The organism is Halosimplex rubrum, assembly GCF_013415885.1.
Lineage (GTDB): Archaea > Halobacteriota > Halobacteria > Halobacteriales > Haloarculaceae > Halosimplex > Halosimplex rubrum.
The window spans coordinates 3,820,725-3,840,031 of sequence record NZ_CP058910.1 but is presented as its reverse complement, the minus strand read 5'-3'; the positions used below and the strand labels follow the sequence as shown (position 1 = coordinate 3,840,031).

The following is a 19,307-nucleotide window of genomic DNA, read 5'->3' as shown; positions in this document are numbered from 1 at the left end:
CGGTGGTCCCGGCGAAAAGAGTTGTGGAGCGACCGGTATCCGACTGCGTCCTCCCGCCGGAGGGTCGGCTGGACGAAAGTAACTCGCCGTCTACCAGTACTACGAACACTTTTATGATAGAGGGAATGAATGTCCGAGCAACGGTATGATACGCTGGGGACAGGGAACGACGACGGCTGTAGCGAGCGCCGTGATAGTCAGCGCGGTGTTCGCCGGAGTTACGGTGGTTAGTGCAACGGTCGCGGCGGGCGCGAGCGGTCCGGCCGCCGGTGGAAACGAGTCGCCGCTGGCCGAGGCGGGGCTGGACCAGACCGTCGGCGCCAACACGACGGTGTACCTGGACGCGACGGGGTCGCGCGATCCCGATGGCGAGATCGGCCAGTATCGGTGGCGCCTCGAACTGCCGGACGGGAGCTATACGACGCCGTCGTGCGAGACGTGCGGGCGAACGAAGTTCGTTCCGCGCGAGACCGGCACCTACAACGCGACGGTCACGGTCACCGACGGAGACGGTGCGACCAGCACCGACACGCTGCGCGTCCACGTCGAACCGTCGAACGGCCCGTCGGTGACGCTATCGGGCCCGGACAGCGTCGTAGAGGGCAGCATCGGTGAGTACTCGGCGTCGGTTTCGGCCGGCGCGAACGACCTCGCGGGGGTGGTCTGGCGCGCGGACGGTCGACGGGTGAATCGAACGGTGCTCACGGGGGACAGCGCGTCCGTCGAACACCGCCACGCGTTCAGATCTGGTGGGACGATCACGCTCAGCGCCACCGCAGTCGATCGACTCGGCCGCGAGCGGACCGCGACGAGGAACGTGACGGTCACCGACCCGTCGCCGCCCGACAACGGCATCGGTGACGGCGGCTCCGGGAGCGACTACTCGACTGGCGGCACCGACGACGACAGGGACAGATGCTCCCGATTCGGGTCGGGCGACACGTACTGCAACAACGACAGGATGACGCTCGATAGCGACGGAATCGTGATCTCCGACGCCGACAACGACGGGTCGGCTCGATGGGCGGGCGCGACCCTCGACGAGGAGTTCGCTCAGAACCACGAAGGCGTGTCGTACGATTCGACCGACGGCGTTGTGGAATTTGACGACCAGGAAACGTACAAAGAGGCGCTGGAGGTAGATTCGGTGAATGTGAATCCGGAAGCGGACGTTAATTCGGAAACTACAGATGTCACGGACGGCAGAACTGATGAAAACTCGTTCAATCAGGGCAGCTCAGACGATCCATCAAGTACAGGCGATGAAGACTCTTCAGATACATCAGGAGATACGGGTGAGAACGACCAGTCTACCGACCCGCCGACGGAGAATTCTGGTGCTTCCAGAGATATCCCAGATAGAATCTCAGAACGGATAAACAAAATGAACGGATCTAATTCATCAGAGACAGATTCCGATAGTAGTAATAACGTAAACACAAGGACTGGCCGCGTACCCCCTGGTAGGAGCAGCGGTGGGTTCTAATTCTGACAGACCAATGATGTTAAATATGGACAACAGATGTATGACGAAAATGAAAACTGCAACACTTCTGTTGGGTATTTCGTTCGTAATCGTCTTCTTCATCGCATACTCTGGTCTGATTCCACCGCTTAATAGCCACTCTGAGAATATGGGAGGCCCAACTTTAACCTCAAGCCCTGTGGAAGAAAATTCAGCCAACACACCGGAAGCAGTATTGAGTTCAACCGCAAGTACAGTGCGTTCTCCAACTCAAGTCCAAACACCGACACCTTCTCCGATTCGAACCCCAACTTCTTCACCCACACCGACTTCAACACCCCTGTCGACCGTATCTCCAACATTAACGCCGACTCAAACGAGTAAGTTTTCGAATGAAAAATATGACGAATTTGTGAGTGCTGTATTTGGGGAGGCAGAAGTTGATACTGAGATTCCAATCAGAGTTCGTGCATGGACTGTTGCGGAAGGAAATTCATTGATCGTCATTCTAAACTTGACTGCGGACTCTGAGAACAATGCTAAGAGGGTCAAGGAAGTAAACACGTTTGTTACTAGCGGATATGCACAGGCTGTAGCGCATCACGATACTGGGAAAATTGGTGGAAAAATCACAGATAGGCTTCGGATAGCTGAAGTCAACAATACTGGTGCTACACCGAAGACTCTCATCGTCAACACTTCTCTGGCACGGGAGTACTATACAGGCCAAATCAACGCTGTAGAGTTCACTGAAGAGTACTGGAGTACGGAGCGGAACATGACTTCTGACGAGATAGAGTTTGTGTATAATATGGACCTGAGAACAGGTAATCAAACACTCTATAACGAAACGGCCGATTGACCGTACTACAGAGCTACAGTACTTTATTCTCGTCTCGCCACTAAAATATTTTTTAGCTAACATATATTCCTGCCCGGCCCCGACAACCTGCCGATGGCGCTACCCAACTACAGTCCCGCGGACGACGACCGACTACACCGACTACCCCACGACGAACTCACGGAATCCAGACAGATCGACCACGACGCGCCGACGTTCGACACTGGGACGACCATCGTCGCGATCGCCACCGACGACGGCGCGGTGATGGCGGCCGACCAGCGGGCGAGCCTCGGCGGGAGGTTCACGACGAACAAGAACGCGGAGAAGATCTCGCGAGTCCACCCGACGGGCGCGCTGGCGATATCGGGGTCGGTCGGGCCGGCGCAGAACCTGATCCGGTCGCTGCGGGCCGAGACGAGTCTCTACGAATCCCGCCGGAAGGAACCGATGAGCATGCGAGCGCTCTCGCAGACGGCCGGTCACCTCGTGCGCGGGCTACCGGTCGCGCCGATCCTCGGCGGCGTCGACGCCGGGGGCGGGCACGTCTACGAACTCGACGGCGGCGGGAGCGTGATGGCGACCGACTACGCGGCGGGCGGGAGCGGGATGCAAGTCGCCTACGGCGTGCTCGAACGACGGTTCGACCCCGAGGCTACGCTCGACGAGGCGACCGGGGCGGCCGTCGCCGCGGTCGAAGCGGCGAGCGAGCGCGACACCGCCAGCGGCAACGGCGTGACCGTGGCGACGGTCACTGCCGACGGGGTCGATATCGAGGGCGTCGGCGACGGCCGAGACGCGTCGGACCCCGACACTCCGGGGGAGGAGGTGGCCTGATGCAGTCGAACGACCAGCGGGCGTACGACCGCGGCGTGACGGTCTTCTCGCCGGACGGCCGACTGTATCAGGTCGAGTACGCCCGCGAGGCGGTCAAGCGCGGTAGTCCCGCGGTGGGCGTCGCGACCGACGACGGGGTTGTGTTCGTTGCCCACGCCCGACCGCGGTCGCCGCTGATGGAGGCCGATAGCATCGAGAAGGTTCACGACCTCGACGGCCGACTCGGGGTCGCGACGGCGGGGCACGTCGCCGACGCGCGCCGCCTCGTCGACTTCGGGCGGCAGTTCGCCCAGCGCGAGCGGTTGCGCTACGGTGAACCGCCGGGCGTCGAACCGCTCGCGAAGGCGGTCGCCGCTCAGATCCAGGAATCGACTCAGACCGGCGGGACGCGACCGTTCGGGGCGGCGCTGCTGGTGGGCGGCGTCCCGGCGGTGTCTCAGGTGGCCGGTGAGGCGGCCGATCCCGACCCGCGACTCTACGAGATCGACCCCTCGGGGACGCCGACGGAGTGGCGCGCGACCGCGGTCGGCCGCGGGAGCGACGACATCCGCGAGCGCCTCGAAGCCGAGTACTCCCCCGGGCTGGACATCGGTGCGGGCGTCTCGCTCGCGCTCACCGCGCTGGCAGAGGGTGTCGACGAGGCGCCGACCCCCGAGGAGATCGACGTGGCTGTACTGGACCGGGACGGCTTCGGCGCGTTCGACCGCGACCGGCGAGCGAGCGCACTGGCCGACGCCGGGCTCGACGGCGCGTCGTAACCGGGACGGGGCTTACCTGTCGGGACGGCTAGAGAACCCGAGATGGGCGTAGACCGCGGTCGGATCGTCCGGGAGGAACCGACGGAGCGTCGTCTGGTTCGGCGGTGCGCTCTTCGGCTGGTCGGTCGTCCTCTACGTGACCCTCTCGGGGTAGTGAGGTGTGTCCGTCGGGGCCGGTCCCGAGTCAGCGGCCCGAATCCGAAGCCGACGCGTTCAGGATTCGGCGGCGCCCGACTCGGCGGCGCCGTCGTTCGCGCGCAGGCCCTCCGTGTCGTCCGTCGATACCGCGGTCGAGTCGCCGTCGGCGTTCGCGTCGGTGTCGTCGGTGGCGCTCTCCGCCGCCGGCGCGTCGTCGCGCGACTCCCGGCGGTGGTCGACGACGCGGCCGTCGCCCGCGACGTAGCAGACGAGTTCGTCCCCGTCGAGGCGGACGCCGACGACGATGCACCACGGGTCGCGGGAGACGACTCGCTCGCGCCACTCGCTGCCGACGTTCCAGATAGGGCGGTCGCGCACGTCCTGGTCGTGGTCGTGATAGAACGCGACGACCGCCGGGTGGTCGAGCAGCGTGAGTGCGACCGGACAGCGCAGGTCGGCGCCGCAGGTCTCGCAGTCGTAGACCGTCTGGACCGGGACGTGCTCGTCGTCCTCCCCGCCCCCGTCGGGGTCGCTGGGCCCGTCGCCGTCGCCGTCCCCGCCGCGGTCACCGTCGGCGACCGGTTCGATCCGGGTCGAGACGGCTCCGGCGCACTCGGGGCAGACGCCGTCGTCGAACGATTCGATGCGGCGGCGGTGGTGTGCGTCGATGGCGTCGGCGAACTCGTCGGAGTCGCGGCCGGCGTAGCCGCCCGGGGGGAGCGAGAGCCGGAGGACCGTTCCGTCGCAGCGCTCGCAGCCGACCTCGGTGACGTTGTCCGCGACGGCGGCGACGAGCCCGTCCTCGCGGCAGATCGGGCACGGGTCCGGCAGGTCGACCGGTTCGCGGTCGACGCTGGCGGTGTAGATGCCGGCGCGGAGGGCGCGGGCGACGGACCGACCGGCGTCGGTCAGCTCGTAGCGCTCGTCCTCGCGCTGGCGGACGAACCGGTCGGTGAGCTGACGGAGGTGGTACGCGAACCCGGCGGAGGTGTCCGCGCCGGTCGCGTCGACGAGGTCGGAGAACGTGCGCAGCGACGCCGCGTCGAGCGCGCGGACGACGGCGAGACGCGTCTCCCCGCCGAGCGCGCCGAACGCGTCGCTCGGCGCCGCCGCGCCGGGGGTCTCGGCGTCGCTCGCGGTAGCGATCGCGGACTCGGTGTCCGCCGCTCCGTCTCCGCCACCGTCCCGCCGGCCGTCGGTCATGACACGGCACTGCGTGCCACGGCGGTTTCAACCTGTCGTCGGAGGCGATCCCTGCGCCGGCGCGGGCGGGTGTGCAGAAACCTTGCAACGGGCACCGGCCTTATTACCGCCGGGCCGAAAGGGCTGGTATGCTCGCGGACGAGTTCGGTCGGGAGGTGTCGGGCGTGCGCGTCTCGCTCACCGACCGGTGCAACTTCGACTGCGTCTACTGCCACAACGAGGGGCTGGGCGACACCCGCGGCCCCATGGCACCCCGCGAGCACGAGATGACCACCGACGACGTGGTCCGCTTTCTGGAGGTCGTCGCGGAGTTCGGCGTCGACTCGGTGAAGTTCACCGGCGGCGAACCGCTCCTGCGCGACGACTTAGAGGAGATCGTCGCCCGCACGCCCGCGGAGATGGAGGTCTCGCTGACGACCAACGGGACGATGTTACCCGGGCGGGCCGCGGATCTGGTCGACGCCGGCCTCGAACGAGTGAATGTCTCGCAGGACGCCCTCGACGAGGAGACGTTCAAACAGGTGACCCAGGCCGGCGCGTACGACGCGGTGATGGACGGGGTCGACGCGGCGCTCGATGCGGGGCTCGCCCCCGTGAAGCTCAACATGGTCGTCTTCGAGCGGACCGCGGGGTACGTCCCGGAGATGGTCGAACACGTCGCCGAGAACGACGGCTTGCGGCTCCAACTCATCGAGTACATGCCGGAGATCGCCGGTCACCCCGAGTGGGCGATCGACATCGAGCGCGTCCACGGCTGGCTGGAAGAGCAGGCCGACCACGTCGAGCGCCGCGAGATGCACGACCGCAAGCGCTACTGGGTGAGCCCCGACGGCGAGTCCGTCGACGACCCGACCGACGAGTCCGTGGCGGGGATGGTCGAGATCGTCGACCCCGTCGAGAACCCGACGTTCTGTGCGAACTGCCATCGCGTGCGCGTCACGCACGAAGGGTATCTAAAAGGGTGCCTGAACCGCAACGACGACCTGCGACCGATGGGCGAGATGACCCGCACCGAGATCCGCGATGCGTTCCGCGAGACGGTCGCGAACCGCGTCCCCTTCTACGGGGAGTACATGGTCAAGGAGGACGGCGAGTGGGTCGTCAACGAAAAGTATCTCGACGGCGCGACCGGCGTCGATCCGGCTGACGGCGGCCCGGTCGAGGACGCCGACCGCGACGCCGTCGCCGACGAGGCGCCCGCGCGGAGCGACGACTGACCGGCCCGAGAGCCGACCCGCCCGGCGGCCGGCATCGGGGCCGGGGCGTCCGATCAGTCGAGTTCGGTCCGCGTCCGCTCGGCGATCTCCCCCGTGTCGGTCGTGCCGTAGCGTCGCTTCGTGACGGCGCGCATCCGTTCGTCGGCTTCGTCCCACGCCTCGGTCGTCCAGAATCGGGCGTCTTTCGCGTCGCTGCCGGCCGACAGCGAGCCGCGGGTGTCCCCGCGATGGACGGCGTACTCGAAGGCGACCATGTGTTTGCCCTCGACCGGCCAGGTCCCGCGGCCGGCGACCAGCGTCAGGTCGCGGCGGTCGACCGCGAGCCCGGTCTCCTCCTCGAGTTCGCGCGCGGCCGCGGCGTCAGGAGCCTCGCCCCAGTCGACGTGCCCCGCAGGAGTGCCCCACTGACCCGCGTCGTCGCCGACTGCTCGCTGGACGAGCAGGACGCTGTCCCCGTCGACGACCGTGACGCTCGCGCCCGGCGTCGGGCTGTGGAAGACGTACCGCTCGCAGTCGTCGCAGACGGACGCTCCGGGAGCGAGATCCGAATCACGGAGCTCGTGGCCGCAGTAGCCGCAGTAATCGGGCTCGAAGTTCGTCATCGCCCGACGGTCGTCCGCCGGGCTGTTAACGCCTGCGTCGATTCGATCGTGAGGGTTCGGTCGACCGCGGCGGCCGCCGGTCGGCCGGTTCGGGACTCGCGAGCGGGACGCCCTACGGTCGTCTGAAGGTGTAGGTGACGCCGTCGCGCTCGACGCGGAGTTCGCCGGCGTCGTGGTCGAAGACGAATCGCTCGGGGACGCCGGAGAACTCGTGGAGGGGCATCCCGGTCTCGATCCGCCCGCCGGGGTGGACCGTGACGTGGGTCGTCCCGCGGAAGTCGGCGACGACCGACCCGTCGTCGCGCTCGGAGACGGCGCTCGACCCGGCGAAGCGTTCGAGAGCGTCCCGGACGGCCTCGCCGTCGGCTGGGTCGACGGATTCGGTGTCGGGAGCGGCCATATCGACACGACGAGGCGGGCGGGGAAAGCGGTGACGGCGGGCGCCGGGCGAGGTTCGCCGGCGGTCCGCGGCCGGGCCCCGTGTCAGCGGTTCACGCGAGGCGCCCACTTCGTGATGTTTAAATAGGGGCCGGGAGGTAATTCAGGTACGCTCGTGCAGGGGCGCCGGGCCCCGAGTCCCGCACGTGACAGCCGGTCACGGAACGCGAGGGCGGTAGTATACAACCGCACGCTGCAAGTGCGTGTCGTGGTAGCCAAGCCTGGCCCAAGGCGCAGGGTTGCTAACTCTGTGGCGTACAGCCTCCGGGGTTCGAATCCCCGCCACGACGCTCACACCCGAATCACAGACACATGAGTGCAGAAGACCAAGACCCGGACGAGGAAGCGGAGGAGGAAGAGGACATCCGCTACTTCGTCCGAATCGGCCAGACCGACCTCGACGGCACGAAGTCCGTCGAGCGGTCGCTCACCGACATGAACGGTATCGGCCATCGCGCGGCCCGCATCATCGCCGAGGAGGCCGGCATCGACCGCCGGGCAGTCTTCGGCAAACTCGACGAGGAGGACATCGACGAGATCGTCTCGCTCGTGGAGGGCTTCGCCGAGGAGGCGCCCGAGTGGCTCACGAACCACCGGAACGACTTCTTCGCCGGCGACACCACCCACGAGACGGGGACCGACCTCGAGATGTCTCGCCGCCAGGACATCAACCGCATGAAGATGATCGACTCCTACAAGGGCGCCCGGCACAAGCGCGGACAGAAGGTCCGCGGTCAGCGTACCAAGTCCACCGGCCGCTCGGAGGGTACAATCGGCGTCAACGTCGAGGCCATCAAGGAAGAACAGGCCGAGGCGGCCGAAGCCGAGGAGGATGACGAATAATGGCGCTCGGTAGCAACACCAAGTTCTACGAGACGCCCAACCATCCCTACCAGGGCGAGCGCATCAGTGAGGAGTCGGCGCTCACCGGCCAGTACGGCCTCAAGAACAAGGAGGAGCTGTGGCGCGCCCAGTCCGAGCTGCGCGCCTACCGCCGGGAGGCCCGGAAGCTGCTGGGCCAGACCGACGCCGAGGGTGCCGCCAAGGAGACCGAGGAGTTCCTCGCGCGCCTGAAGCGCATCGGCGTCCTCGACGAGACGGACTCGCTGGACGACATCCTGTCGCTGGACGTGACGGACATCCTCGAACGGCGGCTCCAGACGGTCGTCTACCGGAAGGGGCTGGCCAACACGACGAGCCAGGCCCGCCAGTTCGTCTCCCACGGTCACGTCACCGTCGAGGGTCAGCGCGTCACGCGCCCCTCGAAGAAGGTCGACGTGAGCGAGGAGGGGAGCGTCGAGTTCGACTCGACGAGCCCGCTGACGGACGAACTCCACCCCGAACGCGCGGAGGACCAATAACATGAGCGAGACCCAGGACGACAAGTGGGGCATCGCCCACGTACACGCATCGTTCAACAACACGATCATCACGATCACCGACGAGACGGGCGCCGAGACGCTCGCCAAATCCTCGGGCGGGACCGTCGTCAAGCAGAACCGCGACGAGGCGTCGCCGTACGCGGCCATGCAGATGGCCGAGGTCGTCGCCGAGGAGGTCCGAGCACAGGGCGTCGAGGGCGTTCACGTCCGCGTGCGCGGTCCGGGTGGTAACCAGCAGACCAACCCCGGTCCGGGCGCGCAGGCGACCATCCGCGCGCTGGCGCGAGCCGGCCTGGAGATCGGTCGCATCGAGGACGTGACCCCGATCCCGCACGACGGTACCCGCGGTCCCAAGAACGCAGGATTCTAACGATGGAGGACTACGAGGTCGAGTTCGTCGAACGCGGCGACCGGGAGGCCCGGTTCCTGGTGCGGGGGATCACCCCCGCGTTCGCCAACGGTATCCGCCGCGCGATGATCGCGGACGTGCCGACCTTCTCCATCGACGAGCTTCGGGTCGTGGAGAACTCCAGCGTCATGTTCGACGAGCAGATCGGACTCCGCCTCGGGCTGGTCCCGCTGACCACGCCCGAGGGTGAGTTCGGGATCGGCGACGAAGTGACGCTGGCGCTGGACGTAGAGGGGCCGAGCCGCGAGGAGACGACCGAGACGGTGACGGCCTACTCGGGCGACATCGTCTCCAGCGACGAGATGGTCCGGCCCGCCAACGACGACATCCCGATCATCGACCTCAAGGCCGGCCAGCGGCTCGAAGTCGAGGCCGACGCCGTGCTCGACCGCGGTCGGGACCACGCCAAACACCAGGGCGGCGTGGCCGTCGGCTATCGCCACCTCCAGCGCGTGAACGTGGTCGGCGACAAGGGCGAGTTCGCCGACGAGGAACCGCACATCCTCCGCGGCGTGATCGAGGAGGACGGCGAGCTGGTCCACACCGACGAGTTCGGCAACGACCTGACCCAGCGCTACCCCGGCAAGGAGATCGAAGTCGAGGACGTGCCGAACGCCTTCGTCTTCCACGTCGAGACCGACGGGTCGCTGACGGTCGACGAACTCGTGACACGGGCGGTCGGCTCGCTGCGCGACCGCGCGGACGAACTGCGCGAATCGATCCAACTGTAACGATGAACGACACCCCTCGAACCCACGGCGTTCGCATCCGGTCGTCGGGCGGCAGTTCCGACGGCCACGAGCGCCGGGCTCGTCCGGCTGGAAACGCGCGGACGAGTCGCCGATCGGTCGCAGACGGCGGCCGGATCGAAAGCGGTTTGAGGGGCGGCACGAAACAGCAGTTTGCGAGCAGGGATAGCCAAGTCAGGCCAACGGCGCAGCGTTCAGGGCGCTGTCCCGTAGGGGTCCGCAGGTTCAAATCCTGCTCCCTGCACTTTTCTAGGAGAAACGTATGAGTAAGAGCAATCCGAGACTCAGTAGCCTCATCGCTGACCTCAAGACGACCGCCCGCAACTCGGGCGGCGACGTCTGGGGCGACGTGGCCGAGCGCTTAGAGAGTCCGCGGCGCACCCACGCGGAAGTCAACCTGGGTCGCATCGAGCGATACGCCCAGGAGGACGAGACAGTGGTCGTGCCCGGCAAGGTGCTCGGCAGTGGCGTCCTGCAGAAGGACGTGACCGTCGCCGCGGTCGACTTCTCCGGCACCGCCGAGAAGAAGATCGACCAGGTCGGCGAGACGGCACCGCTAGAACAGGTACTCGAGAACAACCCCGAGGGATCGAACGTGCGGGTGATCCGATGAGCCTCGCCGAGTTCGAGGCCGACGTGGTCGTCGACGCGCGTGACTGCATCCTCGGTCGCGTCGCCTCGCAGGTCGCCGAGCGGGCGATGGACGGCGAGCGCGTCGCGGTGGTCAACGCCGAGGCGGCGGTCGTCACCGGCAGCGAGGACGACGTGATCGGCACGTTCGAGACGCGCCGGGAGCTGGGCTCCGACCAGGGGCCGGCCTACCCGAAGCGACCGGACGGCATCTTCAAGCGGTCGATCCGCGGGATGGTGCCCTACAAGACGACGCGCGGTCGCGACGCCTTCGAGAACGTCCGCGTCTACGTGGGCAACCCCTACGACGACGACGGCGAGGTCCTCGACGGCACGTCGCTGGACCGACTGTCGAACATCAAGTTCGTCTCGCTCGGCGACGTGAGCGAGGCACTGGGAGCCAACAACACATGGTAACGAACACCTCCGGAAAGAAGAAGACGGCCGTGGCCCGCGCGACGATCCGCGAGGGCGAGGGTCGCGTGCGTATCAACGCACAGCCAGTCGAGTTGACCGAGCCGGAGCTGGCCCAGCTGAAGATGCTCGAACCGTTCCGCCTGGCCGACGACGACCTCCGCGAGGGCGTCGACGTCGAGGTGGACGTGGAGGGCGGCGGCGTGATGGGGCAGGCCGACGCGGCCCGCACCGCCATCGCCCGCGGGCTGGTCCAGCACACGAACGACGCCGAGCTGCGGGACGCATACATGGAGTTCGACCGCTCGTTGCTCGTCAACGACGTGCGCCAGAGCGAGTCCAAGAAGTGGGGCGGCCCCGGCGCACGGGCCCGCTACCAGAAGTCCTACCGGTGATATCGCCATGATGGTCCCGGTCCGGTGTTTCACGTGCGGTACCGTCGTCGGCGAGCACTGGGAGGAGTTCAAGGCTCGCACCCGCGAGGCCGAGGATCCCGAGGACCCGGAGAAGGTCCTCGACGAGCTGGGCGTCGAGCGGCACTGCTGCCGGCGGATGCTCGTCTCGCACAAGGACCTGGTCGACATCGTCGCCCCCTACCAATGAGCCAGCAGTACAACCGCTACGAGAAGGCCCGCATCATCGGCGCGCGAGCGCTGCAGGTGGCCTACGGGGCGCCCGTGCTCGTCGACACCGAGCAGACCCAGCCCATCCTGATCGCCGCCGAGGAGTACGACTCCGGTGCGCTGCCCTTCACCGTCCGGCGGGGTGAGCAGTGACCCTCGTCACCGACGTGCGGCTGCGTCGCGTGCTCGACTCGCGGGGCAACCCGACCGTCGAGGCCGACGTGCTGACCGAGGAGGGCGGCTTCGGCCGCGCGGCCGCACCGAGCGGCGCCTCCACGGGCGAGTACGAGGCCATCGAGCTGCCGGCCGCCGAGGCCATCGCGAAGGCTCGCGAGGACGCCGTCCCCCGACTCGTCGGGGAGGTCCACGCGGGCAACCAGCGCGAGGTCGACCGGGCCCTGCACGTCGCCGACGGCACCGAGGACTTCTCGGGCATCGGCGCCAACAGCGCGGTCGCCATCTCGATGGCGGCCGCGAAGGCCGGCGCCAGCGTGACCGGCGCGCCGCTGTACCAGCACCTCGGCGGGACCTTCCGCGGGAACAACTACCCGATCCCGCTGGGCAACGTCATCGGCGGCGGCGAGCACGCCGCCGACGCGACGGACATCCAGGAGTTCCTCGCGGCGCCCGTCGGGGCGCCGTCCGTGTCGGAGGCCATCTTCGCCAACGCCGCGGTCCACGGGGAGGTCCACGACATCCTCATGGAGCGCGACGAGCCCGCGGGCAAGGGCGACGAGGGGGCGTGGGCGCCCTCCATCGACGACGAGGAGGCCTTCGAGATCATGGACGAGGCGACGACGACCGTCGCCGACGAGGTCGGCTTCGAGATCCGCTTCGGCCTGGACGTGGCCGCCGCGGAGATGTACGACGAGGCGGAGGGCGGCTACGTCTACTCCGACCGAGTGCGCTCCACCGAGGAGCAGGTCGAGTACATCGCCGACCTCGTCGCCGAGTACGATCTGAAGTACGTCGAGGACCCGCTCGACGAGGACGACTACGAGGGCTTCGCCGACCTGACCGAGAAGGTCGGCGACCGGACGCTGGTCTGTGGCGACGATCTCTTCGTGACCAACACGGACCGGCTGGGCGAGGGCATCCAGCAGGGCGCGGCCAACAGCATCCTGATCAAGCCCAACCAGATCGGGACGCTGTCGGACGCGTTCGACGCCATCGAGCTGGCGGTCGAGAACGCCTACGGACACGTGGTCTCCCATCGCAGCGGCGAGACCGAGGACGCTACCATCGCACACCTCGCAGTCGCGACGGACGCGCCGTTCATCAAGACGGGCGCGGTCGCGGGCGAGCGCACTGCCAAGCTGAACGAACTCATCCGAATCGAGGACAACGCAGTATGAGCGGAAACGAAAACGACGGTCTCGACGCCAGCGACTCCGAGGTCGACCCCGAGGTCGACGAGGACGCGGCGGCCGAGACAGAGACTGAGGAACCGGCCACTGGGGCCGACGAGCGGGTCGCCGACGAGGCGGCCGACGAGGAGCCGGCCGAGGAGGCCGACGAGGGGCCCGCCCTCGACGAGGACGTCATGCCCGACGACGAGGCAGACCTCCTCATCCCCGTCGAGGACTACCTGGCCGCGGGTGTCCACATCGGTACCCAGCAGAAGACCAAGGACATGGAGCGGTTCATCCACCGCGTCCGGACGGACGGGCTGTACGTGCTCGACGTGAGCATGACGGACAAGCGCATCCGGACCGCGGCGGACTTCCTGGCCAACTACGACCCCGAGCAGATCCTCGTGGCGTCGTCGCGCCAGTACGGTCGCTTCCCCGCGGAGAAGTTCGCCGACGCCGTGGGCGCCCGCGCCCGCACCGGCCGCTTCATCCCGGGCACCCTGACCAACCCCGACTACGAGGGCTACATCGAGCCCGACGTCGTGGTCGTCACCGACCCCATCGGCGACGCCCAGGCCGTCAAGGAGGCCATCACCGTCGGCATCCCGGTCATCGCGATGTGCGACTCCAACAACCAGACCTCCAACGTCGACCTGGTCGTCCCGACCAACAACAAGGGGCGCAAGGCCCTGTCGGTCGTCTACTGGCTGCTGGCCAACGAGACGCTCGACCGCCGCGGCGCCGAGCCGTCCTACGGTCTCGACGACTTCGAGACCGAGATTTAACCCGTTTTTCGGCGCGTTTCGACCCGTTCTCCACACGCCGAAGAGCCGTAGCGCAACCCTGAACACGAGTGAGCGCTCACTCACCGGTATGAGCGACGAGGGAGTGCCGGCCGAGGCGCGGGCGGAGGTCGCGCTCGCGGTGCGGGACGCGCTGGCCGAGCACGGGTACGAGCGGTTGACGACGGCGAAGATCGCCGAGGCCTATCCCAAGAGCGAGTCCGGACTGTACTACTACTACGACGCCAAAGACGAGATGATCGCGGCGTTTCTGGAGTTCGCGGTCGGTCGGTTCGGCGAGGAACTGGACGCGATCGAGGCCGACGGTCCCGAAGCGCGGCTCCGTGCCGCGTGCGAGCGGATGTTCCTCTCGCCGGGCGAGGAGGGCGCCGACCTGCACGTCGCGGTGATGGAACTGCTCTCGCACGCGCCGCACAACGAGACGCTACGGGATCCGCTCGTCGCGCTCCAGTCGGCGAAACTCGATGTGCTCGCCGAGACGGTCCGCGAGGGCGTCGAAGACGGGACCTTCCGACCGGTCGACCCCGACGCGACTGCCGCCTTTCTCCTCGCGGCCGGGGACGGGTCGACCGGGATCTGCGTCGCGCTCGGCATGGACGTGGGCGGCGCGCTCCGAACCGGCTGGGCGAGCTACGTCGACGGCATCCTCGCCGACTGACGCCGCCGCGGAGTCGGCCCCCGTGACGACCAGCGGAGCGATTCCCGACGGGACGCTTCGGGCTCGACGTAACAAAGTAAGTGCTTACTCAGTAAATTTAAGTTGGCGGTCGTGTAACGACGAGGTATGACAACGGACGAGCTGGCGGGTGTGCGGGGATGACTCCGGAGGAACTGACGCTGTGGGCGCACGTCGCGGCGGGGTTCGTGGCGCTCTTTGCGGGGCTGGGCGCGTTCCTCACGACGAAGGGTGGGCGCCGACACCGTCGGCTGGGGCGGGCGTACGTCTACGCGATGGCGTTCGTCTCCGGGTCGGCGCTGGCGCTGTTCGCCTTCGAGGCGACCGACCTCCGACGGTTCCTCGCGCTGGTGGCCGTGTTCAGTTTCTACTTCGCGTTCTCGGGGTATCGGGTGCTGGGGCGCAAGCGTCCGGCGGACGGCGCGGCGGCGGTCGACTGGGCGGCGGTCGGGCTGGTGGGGGCGGCGAGCGTCGGCCTGCTCGCGATGGGCGGCGTGATGGTGCTCGGTGGTGACTCGTTCGCGCCGGTGGCGCTGGTGTTCGGCGGGATCGGTGCGATCTTCGCGGGCACGGACGCCCTGAAGTTTCGGCGCGAGCGCGACCGCGGCGCCTGGGTGCCCGAACACGTCACCCGGATGGGAGCCGGCTACATCGCGACGGTGACGGCGTTCGCGACCGTCAACTTCGGCTTCCTCCCGAGCGTCGCGCGATGGCTGGGGCCGACCGTCGTCGGGACGCCGGTCCTGATCTACCTCTCGGCGACCTACAAGGAGAAGCTCGCTCCGGCGTAGGTGCGCGCCGGTCCCCCGTTCTAGGGGGATCCGACGGCTCGGCGGCCGCGAGCCGTCGCGACGCGCACAAAGTATTACCGCCGTCAGTCCTGAGAGCGGGGCATGGACGGACGAGAGCGCGTAGCCGTCGGGTGGGCCGCGACGGCGGTCGTGTGGCTGGTCGGGATCCTCGCGGCCGCGCCGCTGGTGGGCGGCCACCCGCTGGCGGTCGCCGCACAGGTCGTGATCGAGGCCTCGCCCGGAACCGTGGCGACGCTGGCTATCGAGACGCTGGGCGCGGCCGCACAGCCAGCGCTGATGGTCGCGATTGCGGTCGCGGCGGTGGCCGCCGCAGCGGGGATCGCCGCCTTCGCGGAGGGGTACGGCACGACTCGCGCGCAGGAGCGATACCTCGCGACCGGCGTCTCGGTGGCGGTCGTCGTCCTGACGGCGGCGGGCTTTCGCGCGGCGGCCGACGGCGTCTTCTGGCGGTGGACGCTCGCGACGGCGCTGGCGCTGCTACCGCCCGGGCTCCTCCGCGTGGCGAGCGGCGGGCACCGCCCGTCGGTGGGACGGCGCCGGACGCTCCGAAACCTCGGCGGCGCCGTCGGGCTGGCGGCGGGCGGCGGCGTGGTCGCGCGGAGCCTCGGCCGGCCGGCGACCTCCAGCGACGGGCCCCAGCCCGGCGAGTCGCTGGACGCGGTCGTCGAGAAGCGCGCGGAGGGGACGACGACGCCCGACTCCGGGCGGACGGTGACGACCGCTGCGACCGGCGAGATCCTCGAATCCCGCAGCACCACCGAGAACGTCGTCGTCTCGGTCGCCGAGGCCGACGCGGACCCGGTCTTCGGCTACGGTTTCGCGGGCATGACCCCGGCGGTCGGGACGGCCGCCGACCACTACGTCGTCGACAAGAACGTCTCCAATCCGAGCGTCGACGCCGAGCGGTGGTCGCTGTCGGTCGGCGGGGCGGTACGGGAGTCGTACGACCTGTCCTTCTCGGAGCTGGTCACCCACCCCGAGGCCCGCGATATGACCGTCACGACGGCGTGCATCTCCAACTCCGTCGGCGGGAACCTGATCAGTACCGCGGAGTGGCGGGCGGTGCCGGTGCGGGCGCTGCTGGCGGACGCGGGCGTCCCCGACGCCGCCGAGGACGTGGTGACCCGGGCGGCGGACGGCTACACCGAGGCGATCCCGTGGGACGTGGTGAGCGAGCGCGAGGACGTCGTGCTCGCGGTGGGAATGGACGGTCGGACCCTGCCGAAAGAGCACGGGTTCCCGGCGCGGCTCCTGATCCCCGGACGCTACGGCATGAAGTCGACGAAGTGGGTCGAGGACATCGAGGTCAGCGCCGGCGACCACGAGAGCTACTGGGAGGCCCGCGGCTGGGTCGAGGAGGCCGTCGTCAACACGCTCTCGTACGTCCGCGGGGTCCAGCGCCGCGGCGACCGCGTCGCGGTCGGCGGGGTCGCCTACGGCGGCCGCCGCGGGATCGACGGCGTCGAGGTGAGTCTCGACGGCGGCGACACGTGGGCCGACGCCGAACTCGAAGCCCCGCCCTCTCCGCACGCCTGGCGGCGCTTCCGCCACGTCGCCGAGCTACCGGACTCGGGACCGAAAGACGTGGTCGTCCGCGCCACCGACGGGACGGGCGCCCTGCAGACGCGCGAGGAGACCGGCGCCCATCCCGGCGGGTCGACGGGCTGGCACTCCGTGACCGTCTCGCTGTGACCGGCCGGTGGGGCGCGTCGGCGGTGTGACCTGTCGGATCGAGTGGCACTTTTAAGTCACCGGTGGGTCAACGGGGTGGCATGGACGAAGGCAACACGCTCGTCAACGCGCTGATCGGTGCCGTAGTATCGACGGTCGCGGGCTTTTTCCTCCCGTTCGCCCCGATGTTCGGCGGTGCGCTCGCGGGGTACTTCCAGGGCGGGACGCGCTCGGACGGGCTGAAAGTCGGTGCCCTGTCGGGTACGATCGCGTTGCTCCCGTCCGCCGCGATCGCGTTCGTTATCTTCAGTATCTTCGGCTTCATCGCCGTCGGGAGCGGCGAGGCGGCGGGCTTCGCGATCGGTGGGGTCATCATTCTCTTCCTCTTCGTGTTTCTGGTGCTCTACTTCGTCGGGTTGAGCGCCCTGGGCGGCTGGATCGGCAACTACGTCAAGTACGACACGGACATCGACCTCTGAACCGGCGGCGCTCGGCCGGCGGCGGCCTCCCGGCCCCTTCGGAAACCATTACCTCCCCGCGGGTGCGACGGGCGTGCATGGTTACCGCGAGCGCTCCCGGGAAGGTGTATCTCTTCGGGGAGCACGCAGTGGTGTACGGCGAGCCGGCGGTGCCCTGCGCTATCGACCGCCGCGCGCGGGTGACGGTCGAGCGACGGGCCGACGACCACCTCCGCGTCCACGCCGAGGACCTCAGCCTCGACGGGTTCACCGTCGAGTACGGCGGGACGACCGGTAGCGACCCGGACGTGGACGTGTCCCAGTCGCTCGTCGAGGCGGCGACCGGCTACGTCGACGCCGCGGTCGAGCAGGCACGCGACGCCGCCGGCGCGCCCGACGCCGGCTTCGATATCACCATCGAGAGCGAGATCCCGCTGGGCGCCGGCCTCGGCTCCTCGGCGGCGGTCACCGCCGCGGGCATCTACGCGGCCGCGGAAGAGCTGGGGGCCGACCTCTCGACCGACGAGGTCGCCGAGCGCGCCTACTCGGCCGAGCTGGCCGTCCAGGAGGGCAACGCCTCCCGGGCGGACACGTTCTGCTCGGCGACGGGCGGCGCCGTCCGCGTGGAGGGCGACGACTGCCGCTCGCTCGACGCGCCCGAGCTCCCCTTCGTCGTGGGCTTCGACGGCGGCGCGGGCGATACGGGCGCGCTCGTCTCGGGCGTGCGCGAGCTGAAGAACTCCTACGACTTCGCCGCGGACACCGTGGCGGCCGTCGGCGACCTGGTGCGCAACGGCGAGGACGCGCTCGCGGCCGGCGACCTCGCCGAACTCGGGGAGCTGATGGACTTCAACCACGGCCTGCTGTCGGCGCTGGGGGTCTCCTCGCGGTCGCTGGACGCGATGGTGTGGGCGGCCCGCGACGCGGGCGCGCTCGGGGCGAAACTGACGGGCGCGGGCGGCGGCGGCTGCGTCGTCGCGCTCGACGAGACCGAGGAGACGGAGACGGCGCTGCGCTATCTCCCCGGCTGCGAGGAGACGTTCCAGGCGGAACTGGCCACCGAGGGAGTCCGCGTCGAATGACGACGGTCCTGAAACTCGGCGGGAGCGTCGTCACCGAGAAGGACTCACCCGAGACCGTCGACGACGCGGCGCTCGCGCGGGCGGCCGAGGCGGTGGCCGACTTCGACGGCGACCTGGTCCTCGTCCACGGGGGCGGGAGCTTCGGCCACCACGCCGCGGCCGAGCGCGGTGTTTCGGCCGACTCGGGTACCCGCTCGGCGGCGGACGCCCGGGCGATCCACGACGCGATGGGGCGGCTCAACGCCGCCGTCCTCGACGCGCTCCACGAGGCGGGCGTCGAGGCGCTCCCGGTGAGACCCCTGTCGCTCGCCAGCCGCGACGCCGACGGCGACCTCTCCCTGCCGACCGGGAGCGTCGCGACGATGCTGGCCGAGGGGTTCGTCCCGGTGCTCCACGGCGACGGGGTCGTCCAGTCGGGGTCCGGTGTGACGGTCACGAGCGGCGACGACCTCGTCGTCGCGCTGGCCGGCGACGGCGCGCTCGACGTGGGTCGGGTCGGCCTCTGCTCGACGGTTCCCGGGGTCCTCGACGAGGACGGCGACGTGATCGCGCGGATCGAGCGGTTCGCCGAGGCCGCCGACGCGCTGGGGGGCAGCGACGCGACCGACGTGACCGGGGGGATGGCCGCCAAGGTCGAGAAGCTGCTCGCGCTCGGCGCGCCGGCGCACGTCTTCGGCTCCGAGGGGCTCGACGAGTTCGTCGCCGGCGGGTCGCCGGGGACCGTCGTCCGCGGGGAGTGACGCGAGG

25 protein-coding genes and 2 tRNA genes are annotated in these 19,307 nt (G+C 68.7%); 24 read left to right on the top strand and 3 right to left on the bottom strand.

Features of this window, described 5'->3' with window-relative positions; translation table 11 throughout:
• Positions 1-145 precede the first annotated feature (145 nt).
• The 4 genes from HZS55_RS19200 to HZS55_RS19185 all read left to right on the top strand — a co-directional run bounded on the left by HZS55_RS19200 (position 146) and on the right by HZS55_RS19185 (position 3,901).
• On the top strand, positions 146-1,486 hold the full coding sequence (locus HZS55_RS19200) for a PKD domain-containing protein (RefSeq protein ID WP_179909157.1): 1,341 nt from the start codon (positions 146-148) through the stop codon (positions 1,484-1,486).
• Positions 1,487-1,511: 25 nt separating this feature from the next.
• Complete coding sequence (locus HZS55_RS19195) at positions 1,512-2,327, top strand: hypothetical protein (protein ID WP_179909156.1); 816 nt, start codon at positions 1,512-1,514, stop codon at positions 2,325-2,327.
• A gap of 93 nt (positions 2,328-2,420) precedes the next feature.
• Positions 2,421-3,143 carry an Ntn hydrolase family protein gene (locus HZS55_RS19190; RefSeq protein WP_179909155.1) on the top strand — a complete coding sequence of 241 codons (723 nt, stop codon included), beginning with the start codon at positions 2,421-2,423 and terminating at the stop codon, positions 3,141-3,143.
• Positions 3,143-3,901: an archaeal proteasome endopeptidase complex subunit alpha gene (locus HZS55_RS19185; protein ID WP_179909154.1), complete on the top strand. Its 759-nt coding sequence runs from the start codon at positions 3,143-3,145 to the stop codon at positions 3,899-3,901. The genes HZS55_RS19190 and HZS55_RS19185 overlap by 1 nt, the downstream gene beginning before the upstream one ends.
• A gap of 213 nt (positions 3,902-4,114) precedes the next feature.
• Here the strand turns inward: HZS55_RS19185 and HZS55_RS19180 are convergent, their stop codons facing one another.
• The gene (locus tag HZS55_RS19180) at positions 4,115-5,242 is read right to left on the bottom strand and encodes an ArsR/SmtB family transcription factor (protein WP_179909153.1); all 1,128 of its coding nucleotides are present in this window, start codon (positions 5,240-5,242) and stop codon (positions 4,115-4,117) included.
• A gap of 128 nt (positions 5,243-5,370) precedes the next feature.
• On the opposite strand from HZS55_RS19180, the gene moaA reads away from it, so the two are divergent.
• Positions 5,371-6,459 (top strand): GTP 3',8-cyclase MoaA, encoded by a 1,089-nt coding sequence (moaA, locus tag HZS55_RS19175; RefSeq protein ID WP_246308304.1) that lies wholly within the window; start codon positions 5,371-5,373, stop codon positions 6,457-6,459.
• Between the two features lie 53 nt (positions 6,460-6,512).
• Here moaA and HZS55_RS19170 read toward each other — a convergent pair whose 3' ends face one another.
• Together HZS55_RS19170 and HZS55_RS19165 are read right to left on the bottom strand one after the other, a co-directional pair.
• Entirely contained in the window at positions 6,513-7,061 is a 549-nt protein-coding gene (locus tag HZS55_RS19170) for an NUDIX domain-containing protein (RefSeq protein ID WP_179909152.1), read from the bottom strand.
• A gap of 112 nt (positions 7,062-7,173) precedes the next feature.
• A complete protein-coding gene (locus HZS55_RS19165; RefSeq protein ID WP_179909151.1) occupies positions 7,174-7,461 on the bottom strand; it encodes a hypothetical protein in 288 nt (95 codons plus the stop codon).
• A gap of 243 nt (positions 7,462-7,704) precedes the next feature.
• Between HZS55_RS19165 and HZS55_RS19160 the strand changes: the two genes are divergently transcribed.
• The 19 genes from HZS55_RS19160 (at position 7,705) to HZS55_RS19070 (ending at position 19,300) form a co-directional block, all read left to right on the top strand.
• Positions 7,705-7,789, top strand: a tRNA-Ser gene (locus HZS55_RS19160).
• Positions 7,790-7,811: 22 nt separating this feature from the next.
• Positions 7,812-8,342 carry a 30S ribosomal protein S13 gene (locus HZS55_RS19155; protein ID WP_179909150.1) on the top strand — a complete coding sequence of 177 codons (531 nt, stop codon included), beginning with the start codon at positions 7,812-7,814 and terminating at the stop codon, positions 8,340-8,342.
• Positions 8,342-8,860, top strand: a complete 519-nt coding sequence (locus HZS55_RS19150; RefSeq protein ID WP_179909149.1) for a 30S ribosomal protein S4 — start codon at positions 8,342-8,344, stop codon at positions 8,858-8,860. The genes HZS55_RS19155 and HZS55_RS19150 overlap by 1 nt, the downstream gene beginning before the upstream one ends.
• Position 8,861: 1 nt before the next feature.
• On the top strand, positions 8,862-9,251 hold the full coding sequence (locus HZS55_RS19145) for a 30S ribosomal protein S11 (RefSeq protein WP_006883726.1): 390 nt from the start codon (positions 8,862-8,864) through the stop codon (positions 9,249-9,251).
• Between the two features lie 2 nt (positions 9,252-9,253).
• Positions 9,254-10,021, top strand: a complete 768-nt coding sequence (locus tag HZS55_RS19140) for a DNA-directed RNA polymerase subunit D (RefSeq protein WP_179909148.1) — start codon at positions 9,254-9,256, stop codon at positions 10,019-10,021.
• A gap of 177 nt (positions 10,022-10,198) precedes the next feature.
• Positions 10,199-10,283 (top strand) — tRNA-Leu (locus HZS55_RS19135).
• A gap of 18 nt (positions 10,284-10,301) precedes the next feature.
• Positions 10,302-10,652: a 50S ribosomal protein L18e gene (locus HZS55_RS19130; protein WP_179909147.1), complete on the top strand. Its 351-nt coding sequence runs from the start codon at positions 10,302-10,304 to the stop codon at positions 10,650-10,652.
• Positions 10,649-11,086, top strand: a complete 438-nt coding sequence (locus tag HZS55_RS19125; RefSeq protein WP_179909146.1) for a 50S ribosomal protein L13 — start codon at positions 10,649-10,651, stop codon at positions 11,084-11,086. Before HZS55_RS19130 ends, HZS55_RS19125 begins: the two co-directional genes overlap by 4 nt.
• Positions 11,080-11,478 carry a 30S ribosomal protein S9 gene (locus HZS55_RS19120; RefSeq protein WP_179909145.1) on the top strand — a complete coding sequence of 133 codons (399 nt, stop codon included), beginning with the start codon at positions 11,080-11,082 and terminating at the stop codon, positions 11,476-11,478. The genes HZS55_RS19125 and HZS55_RS19120 overlap by 7 nt, the downstream gene beginning before the upstream one ends.
• A 7-nt stretch (positions 11,479-11,485) precedes the next feature.
• Complete coding sequence (locus HZS55_RS19115) at positions 11,486-11,686, top strand: DNA-directed RNA polymerase subunit N (protein WP_179909144.1); 201 nt, start codon at positions 11,486-11,488, stop codon at positions 11,684-11,686.
• Complete coding sequence (locus HZS55_RS19110; protein ID WP_179909143.1) at positions 11,683-11,859, top strand: DNA-directed RNA polymerase subunit K; 177 nt, start codon at positions 11,683-11,685, stop codon at positions 11,857-11,859. The genes HZS55_RS19115 and HZS55_RS19110 overlap by 4 nt, the downstream gene beginning before the upstream one ends.
• Positions 11,856-13,061 (top strand): phosphopyruvate hydratase, encoded by a 1,206-nt coding sequence (gene eno / locus HZS55_RS19105; RefSeq protein WP_179909142.1) that lies wholly within the window; start codon positions 11,856-11,858, stop codon positions 13,059-13,061. Before HZS55_RS19110 ends, eno begins: the two co-directional genes overlap by 4 nt.
• Positions 13,058-13,843, top strand: a complete 786-nt coding sequence (gene rpsB, locus HZS55_RS19100) for a 30S ribosomal protein S2 (protein ID WP_179909141.1) — start codon at positions 13,058-13,060, stop codon at positions 13,841-13,843. The genes eno and rpsB overlap by 4 nt, the downstream gene beginning before the upstream one ends.
• A gap of 88 nt (positions 13,844-13,931) precedes the next feature.
• A complete protein-coding gene (locus HZS55_RS19095; RefSeq protein ID WP_179909140.1) occupies positions 13,932-14,519 on the top strand; it encodes a TetR/AcrR family transcriptional regulator in 588 nt (195 codons plus the stop codon).
• A gap of 158 nt (positions 14,520-14,677) precedes the next feature.
• Entirely contained in the window at positions 14,678-15,328 is a 651-nt protein-coding gene (locus HZS55_RS19090) for a DUF2306 domain-containing protein (protein WP_179909139.1), read from the top strand.
• Between the two features lie 102 nt (positions 15,329-15,430).
• Positions 15,431-17,041, top strand: coding sequence for a molybdopterin-dependent oxidoreductase (locus HZS55_RS19085; RefSeq protein ID WP_179909138.1), 1,611 nt, complete (start codon positions 15,431-15,433; stop codon positions 17,039-17,041).
• Positions 17,042-17,121: 80 nt separating this feature from the next.
• The gene (locus HZS55_RS19080; protein ID WP_179909137.1) at positions 17,122-17,499 is read left to right on the top strand and encodes a DUF5518 domain-containing protein; all 378 of its coding nucleotides are present in this window, start codon (positions 17,122-17,124) and stop codon (positions 17,497-17,499) included.
• A 77-nt stretch (positions 17,500-17,576) separates the two neighbouring features.
• Entirely contained in the window at positions 17,577-18,560 is a 984-nt protein-coding gene (gene mvk / locus HZS55_RS19075; RefSeq protein WP_179909136.1) for a mevalonate kinase, read from the top strand.
• Positions 18,557-19,300, top strand: a complete 744-nt coding sequence (locus HZS55_RS19070) for an isopentenyl phosphate kinase (RefSeq protein ID WP_179909135.1) — start codon at positions 18,557-18,559, stop codon at positions 19,298-19,300. The genes mvk and HZS55_RS19070 overlap by 4 nt, the downstream gene beginning before the upstream one ends.
• Positions 19,301-19,307 lie beyond the last annotated feature (7 nt).